General features: G+C 34.9%; 23 protein-coding genes. 12 read left to right on the top strand and 11 right to left on the bottom strand.

Going from position 1 to position 25,348, the window contains the following annotated elements; genetic code table 11:
- Positions 1-14 precede the first annotated feature (14 nt).
- The gene (locus ACY0M5_RS15890; RefSeq protein WP_156195925.1) at positions 15-1,019 is read left to right on the top strand and encodes a dihydroorotate dehydrogenase-like protein; all 1,005 of its coding nucleotides are present in this window, start codon (positions 15-17) and stop codon (positions 1,017-1,019) included.
- Positions 1,020-1,056: 37 nt separating this feature from the next.
- On the opposite strand, the gene ACY0M5_RS15885 is transcribed toward ACY0M5_RS15890, so the two are convergent.
- Positions 1,057-1,578: a hypothetical protein gene (locus tag ACY0M5_RS15885; RefSeq protein ID WP_461629799.1), complete on the bottom strand. Its 522-nt coding sequence runs from the start codon at positions 1,576-1,578 to the stop codon at positions 1,057-1,059.
- A 409-nt stretch (positions 1,579-1,987) separates the two neighbouring features.
- Here ACY0M5_RS15885 and ACY0M5_RS15880 point away from each other — a divergent pair, with 409 nt between their 5' ends.
- Together ACY0M5_RS15880 and ACY0M5_RS15875 are read left to right on the top strand one after the other, a co-directional pair.
- A complete protein-coding gene (locus ACY0M5_RS15880; protein ID WP_461629798.1) occupies positions 1,988-2,848 on the top strand; it encodes a hypothetical protein in 861 nt (286 codons plus the stop codon).
- A 40-nt stretch (positions 2,849-2,888) separates the two neighbouring features.
- Positions 2,889-3,320, top strand: coding sequence for a hypothetical protein (locus tag ACY0M5_RS15875; protein ID WP_461629797.1), 432 nt, complete (start codon positions 2,889-2,891; stop codon positions 3,318-3,320).
- Between the two features lie 16 nt (positions 3,321-3,336).
- Here the strand turns inward: ACY0M5_RS15875 and uvrA are convergent, their stop codons facing one another.
- A complete protein-coding gene (uvrA, locus tag ACY0M5_RS15870) occupies positions 3,337-6,141 on the bottom strand; it encodes an excinuclease ABC subunit UvrA (RefSeq protein ID WP_461629796.1) in 2,805 nt (934 codons plus the stop codon).
- Positions 6,142-6,342: 201 nt separating this feature from the next.
- Between uvrA and ACY0M5_RS15865 the strand changes: the two genes are divergently transcribed.
- The 4 genes from ACY0M5_RS15865 to ACY0M5_RS15850 all read left to right on the top strand — a co-directional run bounded on the left by ACY0M5_RS15865 (position 6,343) and on the right by ACY0M5_RS15850 (position 8,446).
- Positions 6,343-6,930, top strand: coding sequence for an RNA polymerase sigma factor (locus tag ACY0M5_RS15865; RefSeq protein WP_425436058.1), 588 nt, complete (start codon positions 6,343-6,345; stop codon positions 6,928-6,930).
- 120 nt (positions 6,931-7,050) lie between these two features.
- The gene (locus ACY0M5_RS15860; protein ID WP_461629795.1) at positions 7,051-7,290 is read left to right on the top strand and encodes a hypothetical protein; all 240 of its coding nucleotides are present in this window, start codon (positions 7,051-7,053) and stop codon (positions 7,288-7,290) included.
- Positions 7,291-7,395: 105 nt separating this feature from the next.
- Positions 7,396-8,250, top strand: a complete 855-nt coding sequence (locus tag ACY0M5_RS15855) for an SPFH domain-containing protein (protein WP_101308323.1) — start codon at positions 7,396-7,398, stop codon at positions 8,248-8,250.
- A 10-nt stretch (positions 8,251-8,260) separates the two neighbouring features.
- Positions 8,261-8,446 (top strand): type II toxin-antitoxin system antitoxin, encoded by a 186-nt coding sequence (locus tag ACY0M5_RS15850; RefSeq protein WP_156195918.1) that lies wholly within the window; start codon positions 8,261-8,263, stop codon positions 8,444-8,446.
- A 42-nt stretch (positions 8,447-8,488) separates the two neighbouring features.
- On the opposite strand, the gene ACY0M5_RS15845 is transcribed toward ACY0M5_RS15850, so the two are convergent.
- From ACY0M5_RS15845 to ACY0M5_RS15825, 5 genes are all read right to left on the bottom strand, one after another.
- Positions 8,489-9,133 (bottom strand): hypothetical protein, encoded by a 645-nt coding sequence (locus ACY0M5_RS15845; RefSeq protein WP_461629794.1) that lies wholly within the window; start codon positions 9,131-9,133, stop codon positions 8,489-8,491.
- A gap of 121 nt (positions 9,134-9,254) precedes the next feature.
- A complete protein-coding gene (locus ACY0M5_RS15840) occupies positions 9,255-10,451 on the bottom strand; it encodes a 6-phosphofructokinase (protein ID WP_124992650.1) in 1,197 nt (398 codons plus the stop codon).
- Between the two features lie 128 nt (positions 10,452-10,579).
- Entirely contained in the window at positions 10,580-11,236 is a 657-nt protein-coding gene (locus ACY0M5_RS15835) for a DUF4159 domain-containing protein (protein ID WP_124992651.1), read from the bottom strand.
- 7 nt (positions 11,237-11,243) lie between these two features.
- Positions 11,244-11,945, bottom strand: a complete 702-nt coding sequence (locus ACY0M5_RS15830) for a 16S rRNA (uracil(1498)-N(3))-methyltransferase (protein ID WP_124992652.1) — start codon at positions 11,943-11,945, stop codon at positions 11,244-11,246.
- Positions 11,946-12,027: 82 nt separating this feature from the next.
- The gene (locus tag ACY0M5_RS15825; protein ID WP_124992653.1) at positions 12,028-13,221 is read right to left on the bottom strand and encodes a Pycsar system effector family protein; all 1,194 of its coding nucleotides are present in this window, start codon (positions 13,219-13,221) and stop codon (positions 12,028-12,030) included.
- 180 nt (positions 13,222-13,401) lie between these two features.
- Between ACY0M5_RS15825 and ACY0M5_RS15820 the strand changes: the two genes are divergently transcribed.
- From ACY0M5_RS15820 to ACY0M5_RS15805, 4 genes are all read left to right on the top strand, one after another.
- The gene (locus ACY0M5_RS15820) at positions 13,402-14,334 is read left to right on the top strand and encodes an SdiA-regulated domain-containing protein (RefSeq protein WP_461629793.1); all 933 of its coding nucleotides are present in this window, start codon (positions 13,402-13,404) and stop codon (positions 14,332-14,334) included.
- A 44-nt stretch (positions 14,335-14,378) separates the two neighbouring features.
- Complete coding sequence (locus ACY0M5_RS15815) at positions 14,379-17,993, top strand: BamA/TamA family outer membrane protein (protein ID WP_461629792.1); 3,615 nt, start codon at positions 14,379-14,381, stop codon at positions 17,991-17,993.
- Positions 17,994-18,057: 64 nt separating this feature from the next.
- On the top strand, positions 18,058-18,462 hold the full coding sequence (locus ACY0M5_RS15810) for a response regulator (RefSeq protein WP_124992656.1): 405 nt from the start codon (positions 18,058-18,060) through the stop codon (positions 18,460-18,462).
- A gap of 103 nt (positions 18,463-18,565) precedes the next feature.
- Positions 18,566-20,923 (top strand): type IA DNA topoisomerase, encoded by a 2,358-nt coding sequence (locus tag ACY0M5_RS15805; protein ID WP_461629791.1) that lies wholly within the window; start codon positions 18,566-18,568, stop codon positions 20,921-20,923.
- A gap of 77 nt (positions 20,924-21,000) precedes the next feature.
- Here ACY0M5_RS15805 and ACY0M5_RS15800 read toward each other — a convergent pair whose 3' ends face one another.
- From ACY0M5_RS15800 to ACY0M5_RS15785, 4 genes are all read right to left on the bottom strand, one after another.
- Positions 21,001-21,471 carry a hypothetical protein gene (locus ACY0M5_RS15800; RefSeq protein ID WP_461629790.1) on the bottom strand — a complete coding sequence of 157 codons (471 nt, stop codon included), beginning with the start codon at positions 21,469-21,471 and terminating at the stop codon, positions 21,001-21,003.
- Between the two features lie 49 nt (positions 21,472-21,520).
- The gene (locus tag ACY0M5_RS15795; RefSeq protein ID WP_461629789.1) at positions 21,521-22,027 is read right to left on the bottom strand and encodes a SixA phosphatase family protein; all 507 of its coding nucleotides are present in this window, start codon (positions 22,025-22,027) and stop codon (positions 21,521-21,523) included.
- Between the two features lie 32 nt (positions 22,028-22,059).
- A complete protein-coding gene (ppk1, locus tag ACY0M5_RS15790) occupies positions 22,060-24,171 on the bottom strand; it encodes a polyphosphate kinase 1 (protein ID WP_461629788.1) in 2,112 nt (703 codons plus the stop codon).
- 139 nt (positions 24,172-24,310) lie between these two features.
- Entirely contained in the window at positions 24,311-24,778 is a 468-nt protein-coding gene (locus ACY0M5_RS15785) for a hypothetical protein (protein WP_461629787.1), read from the bottom strand.
- Between the two features lie 371 nt (positions 24,779-25,149).
- On the opposite strand from ACY0M5_RS15785, the gene ACY0M5_RS15780 reads away from it, so the two are divergent.
- Positions 25,150-25,347, top strand: a complete 198-nt coding sequence (locus ACY0M5_RS15780; RefSeq protein WP_124992662.1) for a YwbE family protein — start codon at positions 25,150-25,152, stop codon at positions 25,345-25,347.
- The last annotated feature ends 1 nt before the right edge of the window (position 25,348 follow it).

Raw genomic sequence — 25,348 nt, 5'->3', positions numbered from 1 at the left:
AAAAATCAAATAGCATGATTAATCTTGAAACCACCTATATGGGATTGCAGTTAAAGAATCCTTTAATTGTCAGCAGTTCCGGGCTTACAAATTCTGTAAGAAAAATTAAAATCATTGAAGAAAAAGGGGCAGGAGCTGTTGTTTTAAAGTCTTTATTCGAAGAACAAATTCGCAACGAAGCTAAAAATTTGATTGGTAAAGATCCTTCAAATACAAGTTATCCTGAAGCTGAAGATTATATTCAGACCTACATCAAAGGAAATTCCGTTTCGAATTATTTGACACTTATTAAGGAAGCTAAGAAGGCTGTTTCTATTCCTGTAATTGCAAGTATTAATTGTGTTTCTTCATCGGATTGGACTTCTTTTGCTAAAGAAATTGAAAAAGCCGGGGCCGATGCTATTGAGCTAAATGTGTTTATCGTTCCAAACGACAGAAACATGAGTTCTGCGCAATACGAAAATTTATACTACGACATATTTAACGCCGTTAAAAAGGAAGTAAATATTCCAATATCAATGAAAATTGGAATATACTTTACCAATTTATTTTCAGTTGCTAATCGTTTAAATGCCGATGGAGCCGATGCGTTGGTGTTGTTTAATCGTTTTTACGAGCCGGATATCGATATTGAGAAAATGAAAATTACCAGTGCCGAAGTGTTGAGTTCAGCAAGTGATATTCGTAAATCTCTTCGTTGGGTTGGTATGTTGTCCGATAAAATTAAAGGAATTGATATTTCGGCTTCAACAGGTATTCATAATGGTGAGGCTGCAATAAAGCAATTGTTGGCAGGAGCTAAAACAGTACAGATTTGTTCTACTGTATATGAGCATGGTTTCGATCAAATTACCAATATATTGGAAGATTTAACTAATTGGATGACCAAAAAAGGATTTAAAACTATTGATGAATTTCGTGGCAGTCTTAATTATGGCAGTATTCAAGATCCTGGTTTGTATGAAAGAGCGCAGTTTATGAAATATTTTTCAAATAATGAAAAGGACGTTTTAATATAAAAAACAAAAGCCGCTTTTTAAGCGGCTTTCTCTTTTCTTATAGTTGATCTATTATATGAATGGCTTCGTGAAGAATTCCCTTTTTTTCGGGAGATGCTCCTGAAATGGCATCTTTAAGTTTCGCCATCTCCACAGGCTTACTTTCTTCTGATATTTTTTCGGTAAGATTTTCTATTACTGTAAATGCTTCAAAGGAAGTTTCAAAATCCGACACAATTAACAAATCAACAAAAGTTGAGATGTATTTTGAAAAATCAATACTGGTTTCCCAGCAAATTGAAATTAAAATTTTTCTAATTGTCAGATACTTTTCATCAGCGATTGCCTCTATAATAATTTTATCCGAATCCTGATTTTTTAGATCAGCAAGAAAATTATGGATTGCTGATTGTATTTCCTTATTGGAATTAGAAATCATCAGATCTAACAGAGGAGTAATATCTTCTGGTTTTCCTTCTTCACGTAATTGATTGATTGAATCAAGTACCACTTTATTATCCAAAGAACTAAGTCCTAAGATTATGGAGTTGTGTAAATCCTTTTTACTAATATTGCTCATTAAATTGTTCTTTTTATTCGATGCAAAACTAGTAATTTTTATTTGTTTTACCCCCTCTCAATATCATCTGTTTACTAATTGCATTTTCGTTAATTTGAGTTTGATTTAAGACCAATTGATTGGAATTTACTAATTGAAAGGATAGCTTTGAATTGCTTTTTTTTACAAAGACTCAAAAGTTGTATATCTGCATATGCTGATTTTGATTGCAAGAAATTAAGGAATAATTTTATGTTGAATGATTGGAGATGGATAGTTTTGTGTGGAGAACATTCATTTTAACAGCAAAATGATCTTTTCCCATTTCATTTTGTATTGTGAAATATTCTTGAAAAAAAGATGTTGTTTTCTTGAAAAATTGTAATTTAAGTTCCTTGAAAGATAGATGTTAATCTTCAGAATGAGTTCAATGAGAAAAATTATTTGGAGTTTAGGAATTATACTACTGTTCAATTCATGCAATTTGTTTTCATCAAAAAAAAATAAAGAGCAGGTTTCTGAGGGAGAATTGCTGGAGTATCAGTTGATGAAGGAAAATGCGGATAAGATGAAGAGAATTTTCTTTGTACTTCCCAGCCCAATTGAAATTTCATTATTAATTAAAAAATCAGGAGTTCATTTTAGGGAAGATTTGTTGAATAGCATGGAAAATTTACCGGGATATTCAACAAGCTCGTCAAGAGCGATAGCGCTGGGAGTTTATTGTGCAGATTTAAGCTATGCAAGCTTGAATGAACAATATCAGATCTCAATTGAGTATATGAATGTGTCCAGAAGTCTCGCAGAATCGTTAGGGATTCTTAGAACAGTTGGACAGGACAAGGTTCGTTTGCTTGAAAGCAATGTGACAAATAAGGAGTTGATTGTTGATATTGTATCGGAGATTTATATGGAATCGAATCAACAATTACGAGAGCAGGACAGGTATTCACTGTCTGCTTTGATGCTAATTGGAGGATGGGTGGAGTGTATGTATATAGCAACTCAAAGTGTTAACCTCAATGAGAAATCACATGAGGAGTTAATCAAACAAATTTTAGATCAGAAATTGTCTCTTGAAAGTATAAAAACGGTGTTGCAGGACAATCAGGCTGATCCAATTATTAAACCCATTTACCAGAACGTATTGCAGCTTGAGAAATTATTTGAAATGAGTATTAAAACTTCAGATATGAAAGAGGAGGCTGATTTTATTGATTCTGTTGATGAATTGATATTTGTACAATTAGTTGCGAAAATAGGTGATATGAGGGATTATTTAGTTCATTAGTGTGAAAATAATTTAAGAATACACATACAGCATTTTTAATATGAAATATTATCTATTGTCAGTCTTACTTGCATTCTTTTTTTCTGTTAATCTTGTATTTTCTCAATGTCTGGATTTTGCAAAAGAACATTGTAAACCTAAACTTGAAAATTATATTCATGATGGTAATTACAACGGAGTAGTACTAAATAAAGACGAGGAAGTCGAATTGCATAAAGCCTTTTTTAGCGGACAAAAATATCGTGTAGTAGTTGGCTGTGAAGATGACATGCCAACAATACATTTTAAAATTACCGATTCAGATCTGAATCTGATTTTTGATAACGAAGATAGTAATTACACTGATTTTTTTGATTTTGAATTGGATAAGGCTAAAACACTAATCATATCTTTAGATTTTGTCAAAAATGAAGATACTGAATCTGAACAGAAAAGCGGTTGTATCTCTATTTTGTTTGGCTTGAAATTATAAGTAAAAAAAGGTTCCTTTAGGAACCTTTTTTATCTATTTTTTCATTTAAATATCGTCCTGTATAGGAAGCTGAACAATGAACAGCATCTTCGGGAACTCCCTCAAAAACAATCTGTCCTCCATTAATTCCACCTTCAGGACCTAAATCAATTAGCCAATCTGCACATTTAATTATTTCCATATTGTGTTCAATAATAATTAGCGTATGTCCTCTTGATATTAGGGCATTAAATGCATCCATTAATTTATTGATATCATGAAAATGTAATCCAGTTGTTGGTTCATCAAAAACAAACAGGCAAGGTTCTGCTTTTTCTTTCGCCAAAAAGGAAGCTAGTTTTACCCTTTGACTTTCACCACCACTTAAGGTGCTTGATGATTGCCCTAATTTTACGTAACCTAATCCTACATCAACCAGTGGTTGTAATCGTTGAACAATTTTCTTTTCTGTTGTGCTTTTACCCTGAGAAAAGAATTCAACCGATTCGTTTACAGTCATTTCCAATACGTCATGAATGTTTTTTTGATTGTATCTAATTTGCAGGATATCATCTTTAAATCTTTTTCCCTTACAACTTTCGCATTGCAGGTAAATATCAGCCATAAACTGCATTTCAACCTTAATTATTCCTTCCCCCTGACATTCATCACATCTGCCTCCGTCAATATTAAAGGAAAAATGTGAAGGTTTAAAACCACTATACTGTGATGCTTTTTGATTGGCGAATAGTTTTCGGATTTCATCGTATGCCTTTAAGTAGGTAACAGGATTCGATCGTGATGATTTCCCAATTGGATTCTGATCGACAAATTCGATATCTTTAATAAGATGAAGATCTCCTTTAAGAGCATCGAAATGACCACTTTTATCGGAGTACCCGCCGTAATGTTTCTTTAAGGCCGGATACAGGATCGTTTTCACAAGAGAAGATTTTCCGGAGCCACTCACACCAGTGATAACTGACATGATATTTAATGGGAATTTAATGTTTAAGCCTTTTAGATTATTCTCCCTTGCACCAATTATTTCAATGAAATTATTCCATTTTTTTCGTGTGACGGGCACAGGGATCATCATTTTTTCGGAAATGTATTGAGAAGTTAAACTTTCCGATGACTTTTTTAACTGATCAATATTTCCTTGGAATACGACTTCACCGCCAAGCCGGCCGGCATATGGCCCTATATCGATAAGTTCATCAGCAGCTAAAATTATATCTTCATCGTGCTCAACAACAATAACCGTATTTCCCAAATCGCGCAATTCCCTCAAAACTTTTATGAGCAATTCTGTGTCCCGCGAATGAAGTCCAATACTTGGTTCATCCAGAATGTAAAGCGAACCAACAAGACTGCTTCCTAATGAGGTTGCTAAATTGATTCGTTGCGATTCTCCACCGGACAAACTGCTGGATAATCGATTAAGGGTTAGGTAACCCAATCCGACATCAGATAGGAAATTGATGCGGTTTTTAATATCAACAAGTAAACGACTGGCAATTTTTTCATCCGTTTTATCCAAATGTAAATTTTGAAAAAAATCGTTGAGCTCATTCAATGGCATTAACACCAAATCCTGAATGTTTTTATCATTCACTTTTACATAGCCGGCCTCTTTTTTTAACCGGGTTCCTCTACAGTCCGGGCAAACTGTTTTTCCTCTGTAGCGGGATAACATAACCCGGTATTGAATCTTATATTGTTTTGCTTCCAGATATTTAAAAAAATCATTTAAGCCTTTAAAGTGCTTATTTCCAGTCCACAGTAAAAGTTTTTCTTCTTCACTCAATTCAAAATAGGAGCGATGTATAGGAAAATCAAACTTATCAGCAGAATAGATTAATTTATTTTTCCATTCCTGCATTTTCTCACCCTTCCAGCAAACAACTGCATCGTCGTAGATGCTTAGTGTTTTGTTTGGGATAACCAGATCTTCATCAATACCAATTACCTTTCCAAAGCCTTCGCAGGTTGGACATGCACCAAGTGGATTGTTAAAGCTGAATGTGTGAACATTTGGATCTTCAAATACAATTCCATCGGCCTCGAAACGATTCGAGAAAGCTTGGTAATCTGTACTTCCATTAATAGAAAGCAGGCATTCACCTTTTCCTTCGTAAAATGCAGTTTGCAGGGAATCAGCTATTCTATTTTGAGTATCTTCATCAGAAGAAACTCTTATTCGATCAATTACGATATGAATTGGCTCATCATCTTGAAGAAGACCAGGATTCTCAATTGCTTCAAAAATCTTATGGATTTCTCCTTTATTTTCTACTCTTGAAAATCCTTGTTGAGATAAAACTTCCAGCTGCTCTTTTTTACTTCGGTCGCCATTGTGCATTTCCGCTAAAATCATTACCGGAACACCTTCTTCCTGACTAAGGATATACTTTACAACATCAGTAATGGAGTGCCTCTTTACGAGGGTATTTGAAATGGGCGAGTAGGTTCTCCCTATTCTTGCGAAAAGAAGTTTAAGATAATCGTAAATCTCTGTTGATGTGCCAACAGTTGAGCGTGGATTTCGGGTATTTACCTTCTGCTCAATTGCGATGGCAGGAGGTATCCCTTTAATAAAATCAACCTCAGGCTTGTCAATTCGTCCTAAAAATTGTCTTGCATAGGAAGATAAACTTTCCACATACCTTCGTTGTCCTTCAGCATAAAGGGTGTCAAATGCCAATGATGATTTCCCTGATCCTGAAAGCCCTGTGATTACAATAAACTTATTTCTGGGAATCTTGAGGTCGATGTTCTTTAGATTATGAACTTTTGCCCCTTTTATATAAATGTATTTCTCTGAATTCTTGTCCGCCATATTTATTATTCGACCCTAAATTAGGTTTCTTATAAGTTTACTAAAATCGAATCTACAAAGATATTTAACTTCTAAACATTTTCAAATCTCATTAAAAATTAGTTTATTGCATCTTGTTAAGGATATTTATTAACCATCAATAATAAAGGAGACATTGCTTATAGAATAATTTTTACACTGTTTTATTAAATAGCTGTGAAATTGAGAAAGATTAATCCTACCGATTATGATCTCGTTAAGCAATTCATTGATGGTAATCATGATAGTATTGACACTCTTGTAACCCGACATAGGGACAGAGTATATACGTATATCTATCTAATTGTAAAAAATCATCAGCTTTCCGAGGACTTATTTCAGGATACCTTTATTAAGGTAATCCGATCGCTCCGTATGGGGAAATATCAAGACAATGGGAAATTTTTGGCCTGGGTGCTGCGAATAGCTCATAATTTAATTATAGATCATTTTAGAAAAGAGAAACAGAACAATACCTTTTCTAAAGATGATTATGAATTGGATATTTTCAATTCTTCTAAATATTGTGAAGGCAACTATGAAGATGAACTTATTCAAAATCAGATTCATGATGATGTTCGTAAATTGGTTGATGAACTACCTGAGGATCAGAGAGAGGTTGTTATTTTGCGGCATTATAAAGGTTTAAGTTTTAAGGAGATTGCCGAACATACTGATGTTAGTATCAACACCGCTCTGGGGCGTATGAGATATGCCTTAATCAATATGCGGAAAACAATTGAAGAAAAAAATATGAGTCTTACTCTTTAGTAAGAATATTTTATCTAAAAATAAATTGACTGAAGATGTGCGTTTTCCAGTCTTTTTTGATTCCGGATACTAAAAGGAAATTTTAATCGTTAATAGGAAAATAGAAATAATTATTTGCCTATGAATGATGTTTATACTCTTTTAAATTTTGCCCGTAAAAATACAGGACAAGAAATGATTTCACTTATGGATCGGATTGCAAATTCTGATGTTTTCGAATCTATTGAACTCGTTGAATATCTGGACAGATTCAAAGTGAAGTCTCAATCAAATCTTCTTCATCGTGTTTTAGGATTTCGTCAGTCCACGAAAAATGTGAATCTGAAATTGCCAGATATTGCAGAAATAGCATTAAACTAAGAAATAGCCGGAGTATTTGTACTCCGGTTTTTTTTTGTTCTAATATTTTCAATTTTAAAATAAAGATGTATATTTGATATCAAAATGATATCAAACTAAATTATTATGAGAGAAGAAAAGAGTTATTCTGGAAAGTCAGGATTTTTAATGGTTTTCATTGTTCTGGCTATGCTGGTAATTGGCATAGTGGGATTGGTAATGGTAAGGAACCCGTTTTTCGTTATTTTTATTCCTTTGGTAATAGCTTTTATTCCGGGGTTTACAATCGTTAATCCAAACGAAACTTCAGTTTTAGTGCTGTTTGGTGCATATAAAGGAACCATAATGACTAATGGATTCTTTTGGGTAAATCCATTTATGGTAAAAAAGAAAGTGAGTTTGAGAGCCCGGAATCTGGATAGTGATCCTATAAAGGTGAATGACAAAATTGGAAACCCGATTATGATTGGGGTTGTTTTGGTATGGAGGGTAAGAGATACCTACAAAGCTGCTTTTGATGTAGATAACTTCGAACATTTTGTGAATATTCAGTCTGAGGCTGCTATTCGACATATGGCTGGTTCGTATCCGTATGATAATTTTGAGGATGAACAGGCTGAGATTACCTTGCGTTCGGGAGGAAATAATGTAAGTGAATTATTGGAAAGAGAGTTGACTGAACGATTGGAAATTGCCGGAATTGAAGTGATGGAAGCAAGAATTAACTATCTTGCGTACGCCTCTGAAATTGCAGGTGCAATGTTGCGCCGTCAGCAGGCAACGGCGGTGGTTGCTGCACGGTTTAAAATTGTTGAAGGTGCTGTTAGTATGGTTGATATGGCATTGGAGCAATTGGCACAAAAAAACATTGTTGATCTTGATGAGGATAAAAAAGCAACAATGGTTAGTAATTTGATGGTAGTGCTTTGTTCCGATAAAGATGTAACTCCTGTTGTAAATACCGGAACTTTGTATCAATAATTAATTAACTATGGCAAAAAAGAAATCATTTGTTCTGCGTCTTGATCCTGAGATGTACAAAAAGTTGGAAAGGTGGGCTGTTGATGAATTTCGTAGTACGAATGGACAAATTGAATGGATTTTGAATAAAGCCTTGAATGAAGCAGGACGGAAAAAAGATAATGGCTCTGAAGATGCCGGCAAATTAGAAGAATAAAAAAAGCCCAAATGTTACATTTTAACATTTGGGCTTAAGTTATTAAGAGGATTTTTTTAATGATTTTTGCATGATGGAATTGCCATCTTTATTGGATGCTTCAAATCCCATTTTCTCCATATATTTTAGATTCATTCCCGTGTCGAAATAAACGGAATTGATATCGTGTTTCTGTAAAATATCACTTAATTGATTGTACAAATAAGCACCAACTTTAAAGTCGCGGTACTGAGGTAATGCATAATCCAATTCAATTCTTAGTTCTGTTTGATCTTTAGATCCGATAAAAATTCCTGCAACTGCCATATCTCTTAGTACAAACATTCCCAATTGGCCTTTTCTCATTTTATAATCCGGAAAGAAACTCTTAATGTCCTTTTTATAAAAGTCAAGAAAATGTGTTAACAGCTCGTCATTTTCTTTTATCTCAATGATTTTAAAGTCTTCTTTTCGCTTATACATTTTCTGCAGATTGTATAGGTTTGCGCAAACAATAAGAAAATTCATGATTCCAACAGGTAAGGAGCCAATTAGAAATCCGTAAGCAGAAAAAAGAACAGCTCCAGTCAAATTGTACCATCTTAATTTTACAATTGAAGTCATTGTTAAAGAAATCAAAACCAATACCGAGGCTGCATAGCCAATCCATTCAAGTAATTGAATGCCTAAGATGTTATATTCCAGCATAATAAATTTAATAGTGAAAAAATAAATTCTGAAGAGGGTTCAAAAATGGTTTGGATATTCTGATAAAAGCAGAAACCTTTCGGTAACGAAAGGTTTCTCAAATATACTAAACATTTTTTTCTTACAATCCGGTCATTAAAAATAATGGCTGCATTTCGAAGCTGTTGTATTTCGGTCTTAATCGATCTGTATTGTAATATCGGTCAACATCCACCAATTTTTTAGAGCTGGTAACAATATCTATCGGAGCATTATCATATCTTCCATTTCGGAGTGTTATTAATCTGCCATGAACTCCTTTAATGATTAAATCCAATGCCAGATTTCCAAATGCCATAGGAACTATGGAATCAATAGCATCCGGATCGCCGCAACGAACCATATAACCTAACTTTTGATTGATAACATTAATAGGTTTTGAATTGTTGTATTTTGGAGATAATTGTTTCAGATGTTCAGATACGCGGTCACCAATGCCACCTAATTTTCTATGTCCGTAATCATCTCTGACATCATCCTGAAAAATCATATCCTCTCCCGAGAAACTAGCACCTTCAGAAATTAGCACAACGGAATAATGACTGGGATTTGAGAATCGATCTTGTATCATTAGCTCGGTTAAGCGTTCTATGTCAAAATTGTATTCTGGAATTACACATCTATTTGCTGCACCGGCCAGCGTTGGTAAAATTGCTGTAAATCCCGCATAACGACCGAAAACTTCCAATACCAGTAATCTTTCATGCGAACCAGCTGATGTTCTTAGGCTGTGTGTTAATGAAATGGTACGTGTGATACATGTACTAAATCCGATACAATAGTCAGTTCCGGGAACATCGTTATCCATGGTTTTAGGTATGGCAATAACTTTAAATCCTTCTTTGTACAACCGCACACCATAGCTAAGAGTGTCGTCACCTCCAATCGGAATTAAATAGTCAATGTTCAGAAAAGCCAGATTGGCAAGAACCTCTTCCGTTAAATCATTAACCTCTTCATTGTATTTTTCTTTTAGATGAGTTGGAATTCTATCTTTTGAGGTTTTTGAAGGATTTACTCTGGAAGTGTGAAGAAATGTGCCGCCGGTTCTACCAACTTTGTTTACCAGTTCTTCACTTAATGAAATATAGTTCTCGCTGTTATCTGCTTTTTTATCACGGATAATATCAATTAAACCTCTCCAGCCTTTGCGAATGCCGATTACCTGATAACCTTCCCTTATTGCTCTAATTGTGACAGCACGAATAGCGGGATTTAACCCGGGAACATCACCACCACCAGTTAGAATTCCAATAATTCCTTTCGTCGATTTTGCCATAGTAAATATCTTAAGTAACTGAAAACAATGTAATATCAGTTTAAGATATCATTTTGTTAAGGGAAATTCAAGCCAAAATAAGATGAAGATTCATTTATGGGAAGAGAATAAGGTAATTAAGAATAATTCTAATTACTGAACGAGTAAGAAATAATATTTGCACCCATCTTTAGTGCTTTTTGATGATTAATTTCTGTATCGTTGTGAACAGAAGTATCTTCCCAGCCATCGCCCAAATCCGTTTCGTAAGTGTAAAAACAAACCAATCTTCCTTTGTGAAAAATACCAAAGCCCTGAGGAGGTTTCCCATCGTGTTCATGTATTTTAGGAAGTCCGTTTGGGAATTCGTACACTTGATGATAAATTGGATGAGAAAAGGGTAACTCAATCAGTTCTTCGTTCGGAAACACTTTTTTTATCTCGCGTCTGAAATAGGCATTCAAACCATAATTGTCATCAACATGAAGAAAGCCACCACCTTCAAGATACTTCCTTAAATTTGTAACTTCCTGATTGTTCAAAACAATATTTCCGTGCCCGGTTAGGTGAACAAATGGATAGGAGAATAGCTCAGGACTTCCCACTTCAACAATATTGGCATCTTTATAGATGTTTGCAATGTTGTTGCGATTGCAAAATTCGATGAGATTGGGTAATGATCCTGGATTTGCATACCAGTCACCACCGCCATTGTATTTAAGTAAACCGATTCGAACCGTTGTGTTTTGTGAAAAGGAGCACAAACTAATGAGCAAAAAAAGCGCGATATGAATTATTTTACTCATCAAATGATTATTGGTTTTCTAAACTAATGATATTACATGCAACAACTCCGGCTGTTTCTGTTCTCAAACGGCTTTCTCCCAGACTAATTTCTTTAAAGCCATTTTCTTTAGCCAGATTTACTTCTTCAATACTAAAATCTCCTTCAGGGCCAATCAATATTAATGCATTTTGTTTTGCCTGATAAAGATTTTTCAGATGCGTTTTTTCACCTTCGTTGCAATGAGCTATGTATTTTTCTCCATCGAATGGGGAAGTTACCAAATCGGAAAATTTGGTTTGTTCATTTAAAATTGGATGGTAAGCTTTAAGCGATTGTTTAACTGCAGAGGTAATTACTTTAAACAAACGCTCATGTTTTACTACTTTCCTCTCGGAGTGCTGACATAGAAGAGGAGTGAATTCATGAATACCAATTTCAGTACATTTTTCCATGAACCATTCTGTTCTATCCATATTTTTTGTAGGCGCCAGAGCAATGTGTAACTTGTAATTCAGTTTTCCAAATTCCGTTTGAGTCTCGATACACTCAACAGTGCATCTTTTAGGATGAGCGTCAATTATTTTTGCTTTGTAAAGAGAGCCTTTACCATCAATCAGATGAATAATATCTTCCTCTTTTAAGCGAAGTACTCTAATGCAATGTTTTGATTCAATCTCATTCAATTGATAAAATTGATTCTGGATATCTGGTGTATAAAATAAGTTCATAAGCTTTCACAAGTAAAAAAAACATGATGTTGCAAAGTTAGCTTATGTATTTCTTTTCAGGGATTAATTTGAAATAAAAATTTTACCAAACCATAGGCTGGTAAATTGCAGCCAGAATAAATGTTAGAACTGAAAAGATGAGGCCAAACATAAATATGGTATAAGAAATTCGTAAAAATCGATATTTTCTACCCAGAACTTTTCCAAGAAAATACTGATCTCTAATTAAACTGTCATACAATTCATCGTAGTCCGACATCATTCCTTTTAATGCGTCTGAATAATCGGCAAGAGCCATTTTATGGAAATTTCCGAAAAACATTAAATTTACTCTCTTCTTTTTGATGTCTTCCTGCGAGAATGTTCCTGACGTAACAATAGGCCGGGTTGCCAATACAGAATACGTAATGGTGAACAAACAGACTATCAAAAGAATAACACAAGGGATAATGAAATGAGGAACATCCATTATATTTTTGAAAATAAAGAAGATGGCCGAGATGATGATTGAATTGACAGAGATCATTAAGTTGGCTTTTTTATCGGCAATGGAACTTAAATTAATCTGATTCCTTGAAGTTACTTTAAACATGGTTTCAATGCCACGCTGCGGGGTTTTTAGCTTTGTGTTTTGTTGCTCCAGTTTACTTACCATTTCGGTAAGTTTCTTTATTTCTTTAGTCTGAAAACCAGCCACTTTATCAACTACTTTTTGATAATTCACCTCTTTCTTTTTAGCCAAAGTTTTTTTACCGTAATTGGTATGGTAATGATGATCTTTTAAAAAACGCAAGGTTTCTTCCCAATACAATTTGGGGTGAATGTCATGATGAAGAATTCCACTTCTTTCTTCTCTCAGCTTTTCGGATATTTTTATGTAATCCTTTGTTGATAAGTGGTGCAGATCTGCATCGCATAGCACATTACATACTTTTTCATCACAAGGAAGGTGTGGCATCTTTGTGTGTAGAATGGCTTCAGTTATTTGTTGTATTTTTTCCTCAGGGTAATTTTTTTCTTCGAGAAATTTTCTGGCATGTGCGGCACTTATCTCTTCATGTTTAGCAAAGTTTTCATAGTAACCGGTGTCATGAAACCAGGCTGCTAGAATGAGATTTTCCATTTCGTCGGGAGACAATCCAGTTTCCAAACCAATTTTTTTTGCTTGTTTAACCACATTTTGAGTGTGTTCCAAATTGTGATAGGTAAAGATTGGCTGGTGGGTACTTTCGATTAAATTAGTAACAAATGTTTCCGCTTCATGGATGATATTCATTTCTCTTTTTTTTTCTAATGTTGACTAAATGAAATTGTAATGAATAAATATAGTCATTATAGTGGAAAACGATTTGAAAATTCCATAATAATGCCTTGGTTCCCTCTTTTTTGTTGGGAATTGAACCTTATTTATGTAATTTTAAATTCCTAATTAAATTTGCAAAAGATACTTCATATAATGAACAGATTTTTAATTTCCTATATTGTTCTTCTAAGTTTTCTTGTCTTTTTTGAATCGTGTAAGCAGAAATCAGCTGATACCAAGTTGGTATATGAATTGGATTCTACCTACCAATTTCCTTACTCCATATTGGAGGCTGATGAAAAATATAATTTGAAAGATGAGTTAAGAGAGATTTCCGGATTATCTTATTATAATGATCACAGTTTGCTTTGTGTGAACGATGAGAAAGGAATTATTTACAAATTCAGTTTAAAGAAGAAAGAGATTACAAAAAAATATGCGTTTGATAAATCGGGAGATTATGAAGGCATTGAAGTAGTAGGTGATCAGGTTTTTGTACTCCGGTCAGATGGAAATATTTTTGCAGTTGATCATATGAAAAATGAGGATATTTTATCTGTGAAAACCAAAACACAATTGAATGCAGGAAACAATACGGAAGGTTTAGGTTATGATTTCCAAAGCAATAGTCTTCTTGTTGCATGCAAAGGAAATCCGGGCATTAATAATAATTTTAAAGGGAAAAGAGCAATTTATAAGTATTCTCTCAAAACGAATAAATTGTCTGATTCTCCTGCTTTTTTAATTGATCAGGAACAAATAAGGAGAATTCTTGATTTTGACGGATATACAAGTTTTTCTGTGACCTTGGTGGAAAGCATTAATCCATCACAAGGAGATTTTACATTTCAACCATCGGCGGTGGCAATGCATCCTATTACCAATAACTTATATGTATTAGGATCCGTTGGTAAATTATTACTGGTGCTCAATCCGGAAGGCGATGTTTTGGCTATTGTGAAATTGAAACGAAAGATGTTCAGACAGCCGGAGGGAATCTGTTTTTCTCCTGACGGGACTATGTATATTTCTAATGAAGGAAAAGGAAGAGCTGCTAATATTTACAGGTTCAGTTACCACAAATAAATTGAAATTGACAAATGTGATTGTATTTTAATTTTGATAATACGATGAAGAGGATTTTACTATATATTGGTGTTTTTATTTCAATAAATACTGTATTTGCTCAAAATACTAAGTTGCCGGAAGCTCCTGCATCAACATTGCTCGATCATTCTATTTTTTTTATTGGTGATGTTGGTGAATCGGCAATTGTTGATTCAAATATCGACATGCTAAAAGGTCAAATGAATGAAGTTGGGCAGAAAGGGACACTCGTATTTTTAGGCAACACTTTCCCGAAAGGATATTTAGAGGATGAATTAGAGGATATAGACGCAGAGAATCCTGATTTAATGAAACTTTTACATTCGATAAAGGATTTTAAGGGTGAACTTATTTTTATTCCTGGCGAAAAAGAATGGAACGAGGGACGACGTCATGGATGGGAAACTTTACTGAATACTGAGACATTTATAGAGGATTATTTGGATCGGGGAGATGTTTTTCTTCCTTCGGGAGGTTGTCCCGGCCCAGTTGAGATAGACTTAACGGATGAAGTGGTTTTACTGATTGTAGATTCACAATGGTGGCTTCATTTGGGAGATAAACCGGAAACGGAATGTGATCTGGAAAGCAATGATGATTTTTTAATTCTATTAAATGATGCCATAAAGAGGAATAAGAATAAGAAAATTGTTTTTGCCACACATCATCCTATTTACAGTGCAGGAAAGCATGGCGGAAATTTTGCTTTTCCGGGTCCTGTAGAGTTGTATCGGAAACTTTTTGGCACACCGCAGGATTTCGCTTACCCTTTTTACAAGCAAATGAGGTATATGTCCCGAAAAGTAGGAGTGGGATACGATAACATTATTGTTGTTGCTGCTCACGATAATAGCTTACAGTTTACTAAAAAGGATAATTCATTTTTTGTTGTTTCGGGATCGGGGAGTAAGAGCGACTATGTGTCAAAAAATAAAATGGATGTTGCTATGCGTGAGGTTGGTTTCTCGAGAATCAATTTTTACTCGAATGATGAGGTTTGGCTCGAATTTTGGTCGGTGGGAGCTGAAGGAGTGGATGAGTCTCATTTGGCATTTCGGGAAAAACTTTATACTAAGCAAGTTCCTTCTAAGGAAGATTTAATTAGCAAATACAAAGAGATCAATTATTCGGATAGTACCATTTCAGTTGCTGCAAGCACATTTTATGGAACAGATGGAAAATTAAAAACGAAAATTTTAGGGCAGAACTACCGAAAAGATTGGGCTACTCCTATCACAGTTCCGGTTTTTGATATCGCAACGGAAAAAGGCGGACTGAAAATTTTGAAAAGAGGAGGAGGACAGCAAACCAGATCATTGCGGCTAGAGGCCAAAGATGGAAAACAATATGTGTTGCGGTCGGTAGAAAAGTATACCGAAAAAGCAATTCCTCCTGGGTTGCAAGGAAGCTTTGCTGCCAAAATTGTACAGGATGGAATTTCAGAATCCTACCCGTATGCCGCTTTAGCCATTCCCAAAATGGCAAAAGCAGTGGGTATTTATCATACCAATCCAAAAATTGTTTACGTTCCCGATGATCCTCGCTTTGGAATTTATCAGGATGGTTTTAAGAATGAATTGTTTCTTTTCGAAGAGCGTCCCAACGGCGATGTATCTGATATGGATAATTTTGGGAACTCCCATGATATTTTAGGAACAGATAAGTTGCTTAAAAAGAGATTCAAAAATTCAGACCTTCAGATTGATGAAACTGCTGTGCTGCGTGCCCGTTTATTCGATATTTTCTTAAATGACTGGGATCGGCACGATGATCAGTGGAGGTGGGCAACCTTCAAAAAAGATGGCAAAACAATTGCGAGGCCGATTCCAAGAGACCGCGATCAGGCTTTTTTCTTTAGCGATGGAGCAATTCCCTGGTTGATTCGAAGAAAATGGGCTATGCCTAAATTTCAATCATTCGATTCAATTGTCGAAAATGTAGTAGGACTTGGTTTTAATGCCCGTTATTTTGATCGAAACTTTTTACAATCCAAGGACAGAAATGATTGGATTGAAATGGCAAAGGAACTTCAAAGCAAGTTAAGCGATAGTATTATTCAAGAATCAGTGAAAGCTTTGCCAAGGGAAGTCTATGCAATTTCGGGTGACGAAATTACACAAAAACTAAAGGCTCGAAGAGATCAGCTACCAGCATTGGCAGAGGAGTTTTATGAATTTTTGGCGAAAGAAGTTGATGTTGTAGGCACGAATGATAACGAGAGTTTCGATATCAACTGGATTGAAAATGGAAAATTAATTGTTGAAAGCCATCGGTTAAGCAGTAAAGCGAATAAAAAAGAACTATTGTATCGCAGAACTTTTAGTAAGGATGAAACCAATGAGGTGAGAATTTTTGGACTGGATGGAAAAGATAAGTTTGAGGTAAATGGAAATAACAAAAATGGAATAAAGCTTCGAATTATTGGAGGAAAAGGAAAAGATAAGTTTAAACTGGCAGATACAGGGAAACAAAATCTGCTTATTTACGATAAATCAAAAACCAGAATTAAGGGCGATGGAGCTTACAAAAAGAGATTTGGGAAAAGTTCTGAAGTAAATTCATACGATAGAAAAGCATTTAAGTATAATGTTGTAAGCCCTGGTGCGAACCTTAATTTTGTTAGTGATGATGGTCTGATTTTAGGTGCAGGTGTAAATGTTAAAACTCAAGGATTTAGGAAAGAACCATACGGATCATTTCATAAATTCATTGTTAATTATGCATTTGCATATCCATCGATAGAGTTAAAGTATTCCGGTGAGTTCAAGCAGGTGTTTCGAAAAACTGATTTTCTAACAGATATTTATTACAATACACCTAATTTTCAGGGCTACTTTTACGGATTGGGAAATGAAACAGAAAATTCAAAAATCGATGATGATGCTTACAACAGGATTCGAATGGCTCAGTTTTTTATTCATCCGCAATTAAGACAACAAGTTGGGGAGAAACATTTTATTTCAATTGGTTCATTTTATCAGCAGCTGGAGTTGAAAGCTACACCGGATCGTTTTGTAACCGATTTTACCAATCCTGACAATGATTTAAATCCTTTAACCGATTTTAATACCAGAAGATATTTAGGACTTAGTATTAATTACTTGTGGGATTCACGGGATAATACGGTACTCCCTTCAAGAGGAATTTATTGGTCATCCAGTTGGAAGTACTATAGGGGATTGGAGAGGAATGATAATAATTTTCATAAAATGGAGACTGATATGCGAATGTATCTTAGTTTTGGCAGACCTCAAAGAACAATATTGGCGGTAAGGGCCGGTGCCAGTCATAACAGTAATGGATATTCATTTTATCAGGCGAATAAATTAGGTTTAAAATCAAATTTAAGAGGATATCGTCAGGATCGGTTTGCAGGAGATGATATTGTATTTCAAAATACTGATTTGAGACTTAGGATTGCTCGTTTTAAATCTTATTTTTTGGGGGGAGAAGTGGGTATTTTGGGTTTTAATGATTTCGGCAAGGTTTGGGTTGATAATGAGAGTTCTAGCAAATGGCACCATGGATATGGAGGTGGAATTTGGCTCGCACCTTATAAATTAATGGTAATTACTGCTAATTTTAGCCATTCAATAGAAGATGATATTCTTTCTATCGAATTTAAATACTTGTTTTAGCGATTGAATATGATAATTGGATAAAACAATACATATTTACATTGAAAATTAAAAAATCAAAATAATGGACGAAGAAAAGCCTGTGTTTGGGAATGGGAGAATACTGTTGGCAGAGGACGATTTTGTGAATGGGAAAATTATATCCCGTCTGTTGGAAATGGATAATATTCCTACCCATTGGGTGAAAAATGGCAGGGAAGCTCTCGATTTTTATCAGAAAAATAAAGAATCTGTTTTGATGGTGTTTATGGATTTGCAAATGCCTATTGTAGATGGTTATCAGGCAACCGCAGCATTGCGGGAGAATGGATTCGACAGGCCGATTATTGCTATGACAGCAAATGCTTTTTCGGATGACCATGTGAAATCTGCTGAAGCAGGTATGGACGATTTTATTATGAAACCAGTTTCAAAAATGGAATTGTTCATGATGGTTGAAAAGTGGATGAAGCGGGAAAGAAAGAAATAAAAATTATATTACAGAATAAATGGTTTGGTTCCTTAGCATCAGGAATCTGATTTTTTGTGAAATATTCAAAAATATATTGCCTTAAAAACAAGAGGAGTAAAGCATGATAGTTTGTATAGCTGAGAAACCAAGTGTAGCACGTGAAATTGCCCTGATACTAGGTGCCAAAAGTAAAAAAGATGGATATTACGAAGGAAACGGATATCAAATATCGTGGACTTTTGGTCATCTGTGCGGCTTGAAAGAACCTCATGAATACGATCTTAATTGGAAATACTGGCATTTAAATGATTTGCCAATTATTCCTCCGCGTTTTGGAATTCGGGTAATTCCCGATAAAGGAGTTCAGAAACAATTTGATATTCTTGAAAAGCTAATTGCCAATGCCACCGAAGTGATAAACTGCGGTGATGCCGGAATAGAAGGGGAAGTGATTCAACGATGGGTTTTGCACAAAGCTAAGTGTAAGGTTCCCGTTAAACGACTTTGGATTTCATCTCTAACGGAAGAGGCTATTCGTGACGGCTTTAATAATTTACGTGATAGTAAGGAGTTTGATAAATTATATGCTGCAGGATCATCAAGATCGATTGGAGACTGGCTGTTGGGAATTAATGCAACACGACTTTACACACTAAAATACGCAAACGGTAAGTCGGTACTTTCCATTGGTCGGGTGCAAACGCCTACTTTGGCTTTAATTGTAAATCGTCAAAAAGAGATTGATAATTTTATTCCTCAAACTTATTGGGAATTAAAAACCACTTATCGTGATGTGAGTTTTGCTGCAACTCATGGGCGGTTTGAACAAAAAGAGCAAGGAATTGAGTTTCTTGATAAAATTAATTCGGAGCCATTCGAAATTGTTTCTGTTGAGAAAAAAAGTGGGACAGAACTACCTCCCAGATTATATGATTTAACCTCATTGCAGGTAGATTGTAACCGGAAACTGGGTTTTTCGGCAGAAGATACACTGCGAATGATTCAAAGTTTATACGAGAAGAAATTAACCACTTACCCAAGAGTTGATACGACTTACCTTACCGATGATTTGTATAAAAAGATCCCGGGAATTCTTCAAAAGCTAACATCATTTAGTGAATTTACCGAGCCACTTTTAAAAGCAAAAATTAAAAAATCGAAGAAGGTTTTTGATGATAAAAAGGTGACCGATCACCATGCCATTATTCCAACAGGTGTTGTGCCTGGGACTTTGTCGTATGATGAGAAGCAGGTTTACGATATTGTAACCCGCAGGTTTATTTCAGTATTTTATCCGGATTGTAAAGTGAGTAATACCACCGTTTTGGGAAAGGTGACCACCATAGATTTTAAAGCAACCGGGAAACAGATTTTGGAACCAGGATGGCGCGTTTTATATGCTAAAGACGGTAATATTGGCGATGGAGTTATTCTTCCTGATTTTGTGAAAGGGGAGAGTGGAGAACATACGCCCGATTTGGCCGAGAAACAGACGCAGGCTCCTAAATATTATTCGGAAGCAACTTTGCTTCGTGCCATGGAAACCGCCGGCAAACAGGTCGATGATGATGAGTTAAGGGATTTAATGAAAGAGAACGGAATTGGCCGTCCTTCCACCCGGGCGAATATTATTGAGACATTGTTTAAAAGAAAATACATTAAAAGAGACAAGAAACGACTTGAGGCAACAGTTACGGGCACTCAGCTAATTGATACCATACAAAATGAGCTGCTAAAATCGGCAGAACTTACCGGACAATGGGAAAAGAAGCTTCGGGAAATTGAGCTGGGCAACTACGAAGTAAATCAGTTTATGGCCGAATTGAAAAATATGGTTGTTGGAATTGTTTGGGATGTAAAATCGCGGAAAAACATCAGTCAAATTGAAGTGATTGATGAGGAGAAGGAAAAAGAAAAGAAAAAAGCAAAGGCAAAACCAGCAACCAAGAAGGAATTAACTTGCCCTAAATGCGGAGAAGGGAAGATTTTAAAAGGCAATAATGCCTGGGGATGCTCCAATTGGGGAAATGGATGTAAAATTCTTATTCCTTTTGAATTTGAAGGAAAGAAATTAACCGATAAGCAGGTTGAGGCATTGGTGCTGAAAAAAATAACGCCCAAAATTAAAGGATTCGAAATTGATGGGAAAAAACAAAATGGACAATTAGGCTTAACACCCGATTTTAGTATTGAACTTATAGCCGAGGAAGCAGAAGCATGGACTTGCCCGCTTTGCAAAACGGGCACACTCTTAAAGGGGAATGCTGCCTATGGTTGTTCCAATTACCGAAATGGCTGCAAGTTTATTGTTCCTTTTGTTTTTATGGAGAAAAAATTGAGCGAAGCCCAAATAAAATCGTTGGCTACTAAAGGAAAAACATCATTAATTAAAGGTTTTAAAGATCCACAATCGCAGGAAACTGTTGATGGCAAATTAATCTTGGATAATCAGGGACAGATCATTTTTGGGAAGCAGTAATATTAAATGAGTTATAGGTGGTTGTTTTTGCTAATTGGAGAATAAATAATGATTAGTTAATTAGAATCATTTAAAAATTATATTTCAAATAGCTTACAGAAGTCACCAATCATTTTTTTCTTCTTACGGGATACAATCAAAACAGGTAGAAACATTAGTAGGAGAAATAAATTCACAATAACAAAAATCTCTGTTTTGATATTATTTCCTTGCATTAGTAAAAGGCTGTTAATTAATCCTAAAGCTAAAACTGGTAAAATCCTTATCCACAAATATCCAAACCAAATGATCTTGATTTTGAAAGAAATTTCTGTTGTTGATTTGCTTTTGGATTTATAAGTTCCATCAATTATGTATGGTATTGGCAATAGTGTTGTATTCTCTGTTAAATTAAAACTTACCGAATTAATCTCTCCAATATATTTTTTTCTGGGTTTTGAGAATATTGATAGAATGCTAAATATTGTTCCAAAGCTTTTAGGATTTCCATTCTTTGTATTGGCTTTTAATCTATTTTTAAATTCTAAATAGTTAAGTTTTGAAATCATAAGCTTAGAGCAAAATTGTTCATATACTATTTGAGCTTAAGATTTATACCTACTTTACCTCTTTATATTTCTTTGGGTACTCGTAAAAGGCCAGTTTTCCTGTTCTTACTTCAATGTCAGCCCACTCATCAACCTGAAAATCGATACCGATAACTGTGCATGTTGGAACAGCCTTATAAAACTCTTCGGTTAGGTTAAAGGCTAAATATTCAATGCTGGGGTTGTGTCCAACCACCATAACTGTTTCATTTTCTTTTCCCAACTGATCGAGTAAAGCGAGAAATTCGTTGGTTGTAAAACCATCGTATAAATCATCATTTTGCTCGATTTCATCAACTGGGTATTGCAGCGCATCAGCAAACAGCAAAGCAGTCTCAATAGCTCTGTTGGCCGGACTCGAAATCATCAAGTCAGGAATGATATTCTTTAAGAACAGCTTGTTGGCAATCAATTTGGAATCATTTATTCCTCTGTTAACCAAGCTGCGCTGATAGTCTGAAATGTCGTATCGAATAACTTCTGTTTTAGCATGTCTTACAAGAATAAGTCGTTTCATTGGGCTTTAATTTGGGTTAAAACAATACAAATTTACACGGAATCTTTTGCTGTTCGGTTTTTTCTTGATTTACTCGCTGTTTCTTTTTTATTTAAATAAGCGAAAATTTCCTTCTGCGATTGAATTTTCTTTACTTTTCCATTGATTGGAATGGGCAGGTTATTCAATTTTCCGTCTAATATTCGGGCACTAACATTATCATTAAGCTGTATGTTTAAGATATCAATCAATTCTTTTTTTATTTTCTTATCCTGAATCGGGAAAGCACATTCAATTCGTCGGTGCAAATTCCGATTCATCCAATCGGCCGAAGACAGGTACAGAAGTTCTTCTCCTAAATTGTGAAAATAAAAGATTCTTCCGTGCTCCAGAAATTGATCGACAATACGAATAATCCGAATGTTTTTTGCGTATGTTTTGTTTGGTTTCAGACAACAAATTCCGCGAATAATAAGGTCAATTTTCACCCCTTTTTCACTGGCTTCATATAATTTAGTGATCATGTCACGTTCCTGAAGGCCATTCATTTTCAGAATAATATAGCCTTTGTGTCCATTTTTTACATTCTGAATTTCCTGATCAATTAATTCAATTAAGCTTCTTCTCAAATTAAATCGTCCAACCAAAAGTTTTCTGAACTCATATCCTTCAGTTTGGTTTTCAAGATAATCGAAGAGTTGTTTCAACTCAGTAATAATTACTTCATTTGAAGTTAGTAAACCATGGTCGGAATAAATTTTGGCTGTTTTCTCATTGAAATTTCCAGTACTTAAAAAGGCATAATCTTTTTTATCTCCTTTACGCAATACCAAAGCTAGTTTTGCATGAACTTTTAGACCGGGAATACTGTCAATAATCTTTACGCCGGCTTTTCGCATTTCATTTGCCGATCTAAGATTGGCTTCTTCATCAAAGCGCGCTTTTACTTCAACAAATACAGTCACTTTTTTACCGTTTAATGCTGCGTTAATTAATGCATTTACAACGGCCGAATTATCAGCAACCCGATATTGAGTCGCTTTAATTTCTACAACTTTCGGGTCAACTGCTGCTTCGTTTAAAAAGCGAATTACATATTCGTACGACTGATAAGGAAAATGAAGAATCTGATCTTTTAGCCGAATGGTTTTAAAAACAGATTTATTACCCTGCAAATCATCCACCTTTAAGGGGTGAAACGATTCCGGTTCCAGTTCAGGATATTTTGGATTTGGAAAACAGAAAAAATCCTGAAAATTATGATATCGGGCTCCTTTCACCATGTCATTGTTTTGCAGGTTAAAAGAGTCTTTTAAAAATTTCAGAAAATCCTTAGGAATCGATGCATCATATAAAAAACGCGAAGGAGAACCTGTTTCCCGTTTTTTTAAACTGTTCTCGATCATTTTAATTAAATCGCCCGAATACTCATCTTCAATCAGTAAATCCGCATCGCGGCTAAGCTTAAAACTGTAGCTGGAATCGATCTTGTAACCGGGAAACAACAGCTTCATCCTCAATTTAATGATGTCGTCTAAAAACATGATGAAGTGCTTGCCATCCCTATCAGGCAATTCAATAAAGCGAGGGAAACGATGACTCGGAACTTTTATAATCGCATATCTGGAGCGACGAGATTTGGGAGCACCTTCTTCCTCTTCTTTTTTTCTTTTTTTAAACAATTTAACCGCAATATAAATCACGTTATTTTGAAGAAAAGGCTGAATCTGCTTTTTTAATAATAGTATGGGTTGAACGTGAGGCAACAAATTATCAAGAAAAAAATCTTTCACGAACTGATGATGTTCTTCGCATAGAGATTGGTCCCGAATCAGAATAATATCCTCCTCTTCCAATGCCGGAATAATTTCCTGTGTAAAAATGTTCCCAAATTCATTCTGCTGACGATCAACTTCAGCATTGATATTTTTTAATATTGCATCAGGATTCTCTCTCAAAATACCTTTATCTTCGGCAGGCAATTCGGTAAACCGTTTGTAGGTGCCCAAGCGTACCCTATAAAATTCATCGAGGTTTGAAGAATATATAGCTAAAAATTTAATTCTCTCGTATAGTGGCAATCTTGTATTCGAAGCCTCTTGCAGTACTCTTTTATTGAAGGATAACCAGCTTAAATCTCTATTTAAGAATTGATATTTTTGCATATGATGATTGACTATGGACTGTTTAACTAGTAAGATAAAATTAATCAATTTTTTGTTTCCACAGCAATCAATCTCAGCTAATACAAGGAGATTTTGAAGAATTAGGTGCTTTTTGTAAGCTAAAGGCAGTTCAGGTTTACTAACTTTTAGTTGTTGAAATTTTTACGTTGGCATAGCTTAGGTTCTTAAAGAAATCGGAATAGGCATCGTCCTTTTTAATCGACATTTTATGCTTTATACCATTTGTAAATTCAAAGGCTAATTTGGCATTCGTTCTCGATTCTCTAATGCGGATCATTTTTATTTCTCGGAATGTGAACTCCTTACCATCCATTGTTTTAACCTCTTTATATTTGAAAATTGTGACAATCGTAAGACCTAGGCTGATTATTAGAATCGATAAGAAAAAAATCATTTCGTAATTTGCTTCATCTCTGTATGCACTGTAAAGATTTAGCGAATTTGATACAATTAATATTGGAATAAGAATAACAGGTACAGCAAAACTAAAAAGATTCTTTTGGAAACTTAGTTTGGTGTAAGAGAAAAAAATATGACCGTTAAATGAGAACTTTGCTTTTACGGACTGATAATTAGTGGTGTTCATTCTTTTGCCTAATTATGAAACGTATTTGGTTTTTGTGTTATGTTCATGTAAATATATGAAAATTTTACAATATGGAATTAGTTATATTTAGTTTTGTATTTATTTCTGATTGTTTGGTTTTTTTAATATTACACGCAAAATGTCTGATTGTTAGAAGATGCATTTTTTTGCAGGCTTTCTAAAACTAAATTTTGTGGAGAAGAGTGAGGGATCCTCTTTAGGTTGATTGTAACAATGGTGTTGAATTTTGATTGGAATGATACTTAAATAAAACAGGTCTTGTTTGTCTAACCAATGATTTACTTAATTAAGAATACAAAATCCCCAAAAGCCTGTATATTTGTAGTAAGGATAAATCAAAAAAAAAAGAAATGAAAGACGGAACAAAGAGGGCAGATATTCATCCAGGACTTGAGGTTCGAATTGTGCTGAAAGCAGATCAGCGATCAGGAAAGTTGACAGAGGGGGTTGTAAAAAAGTTATTAACCAATTCGCATTTACATCCGCATGGCATAAAGGTAATGCTTGAAGATGGACAGGTTGGTCGTGTAAAGGAAATAATAGAATAGC

Source organism: Labilibaculum euxinicum, assembly GCF_963678175.1.
In the GTDB taxonomy this organism is placed as follows: domain Bacteria; phylum Bacteroidota; class Bacteroidia; order Bacteroidales; family Marinifilaceae; genus Labilibaculum; species Labilibaculum euxinus.
Note: the sequence above shows the minus strand (reverse complement) of the source record. Positions and strands in the feature narration are given on the sequence as shown.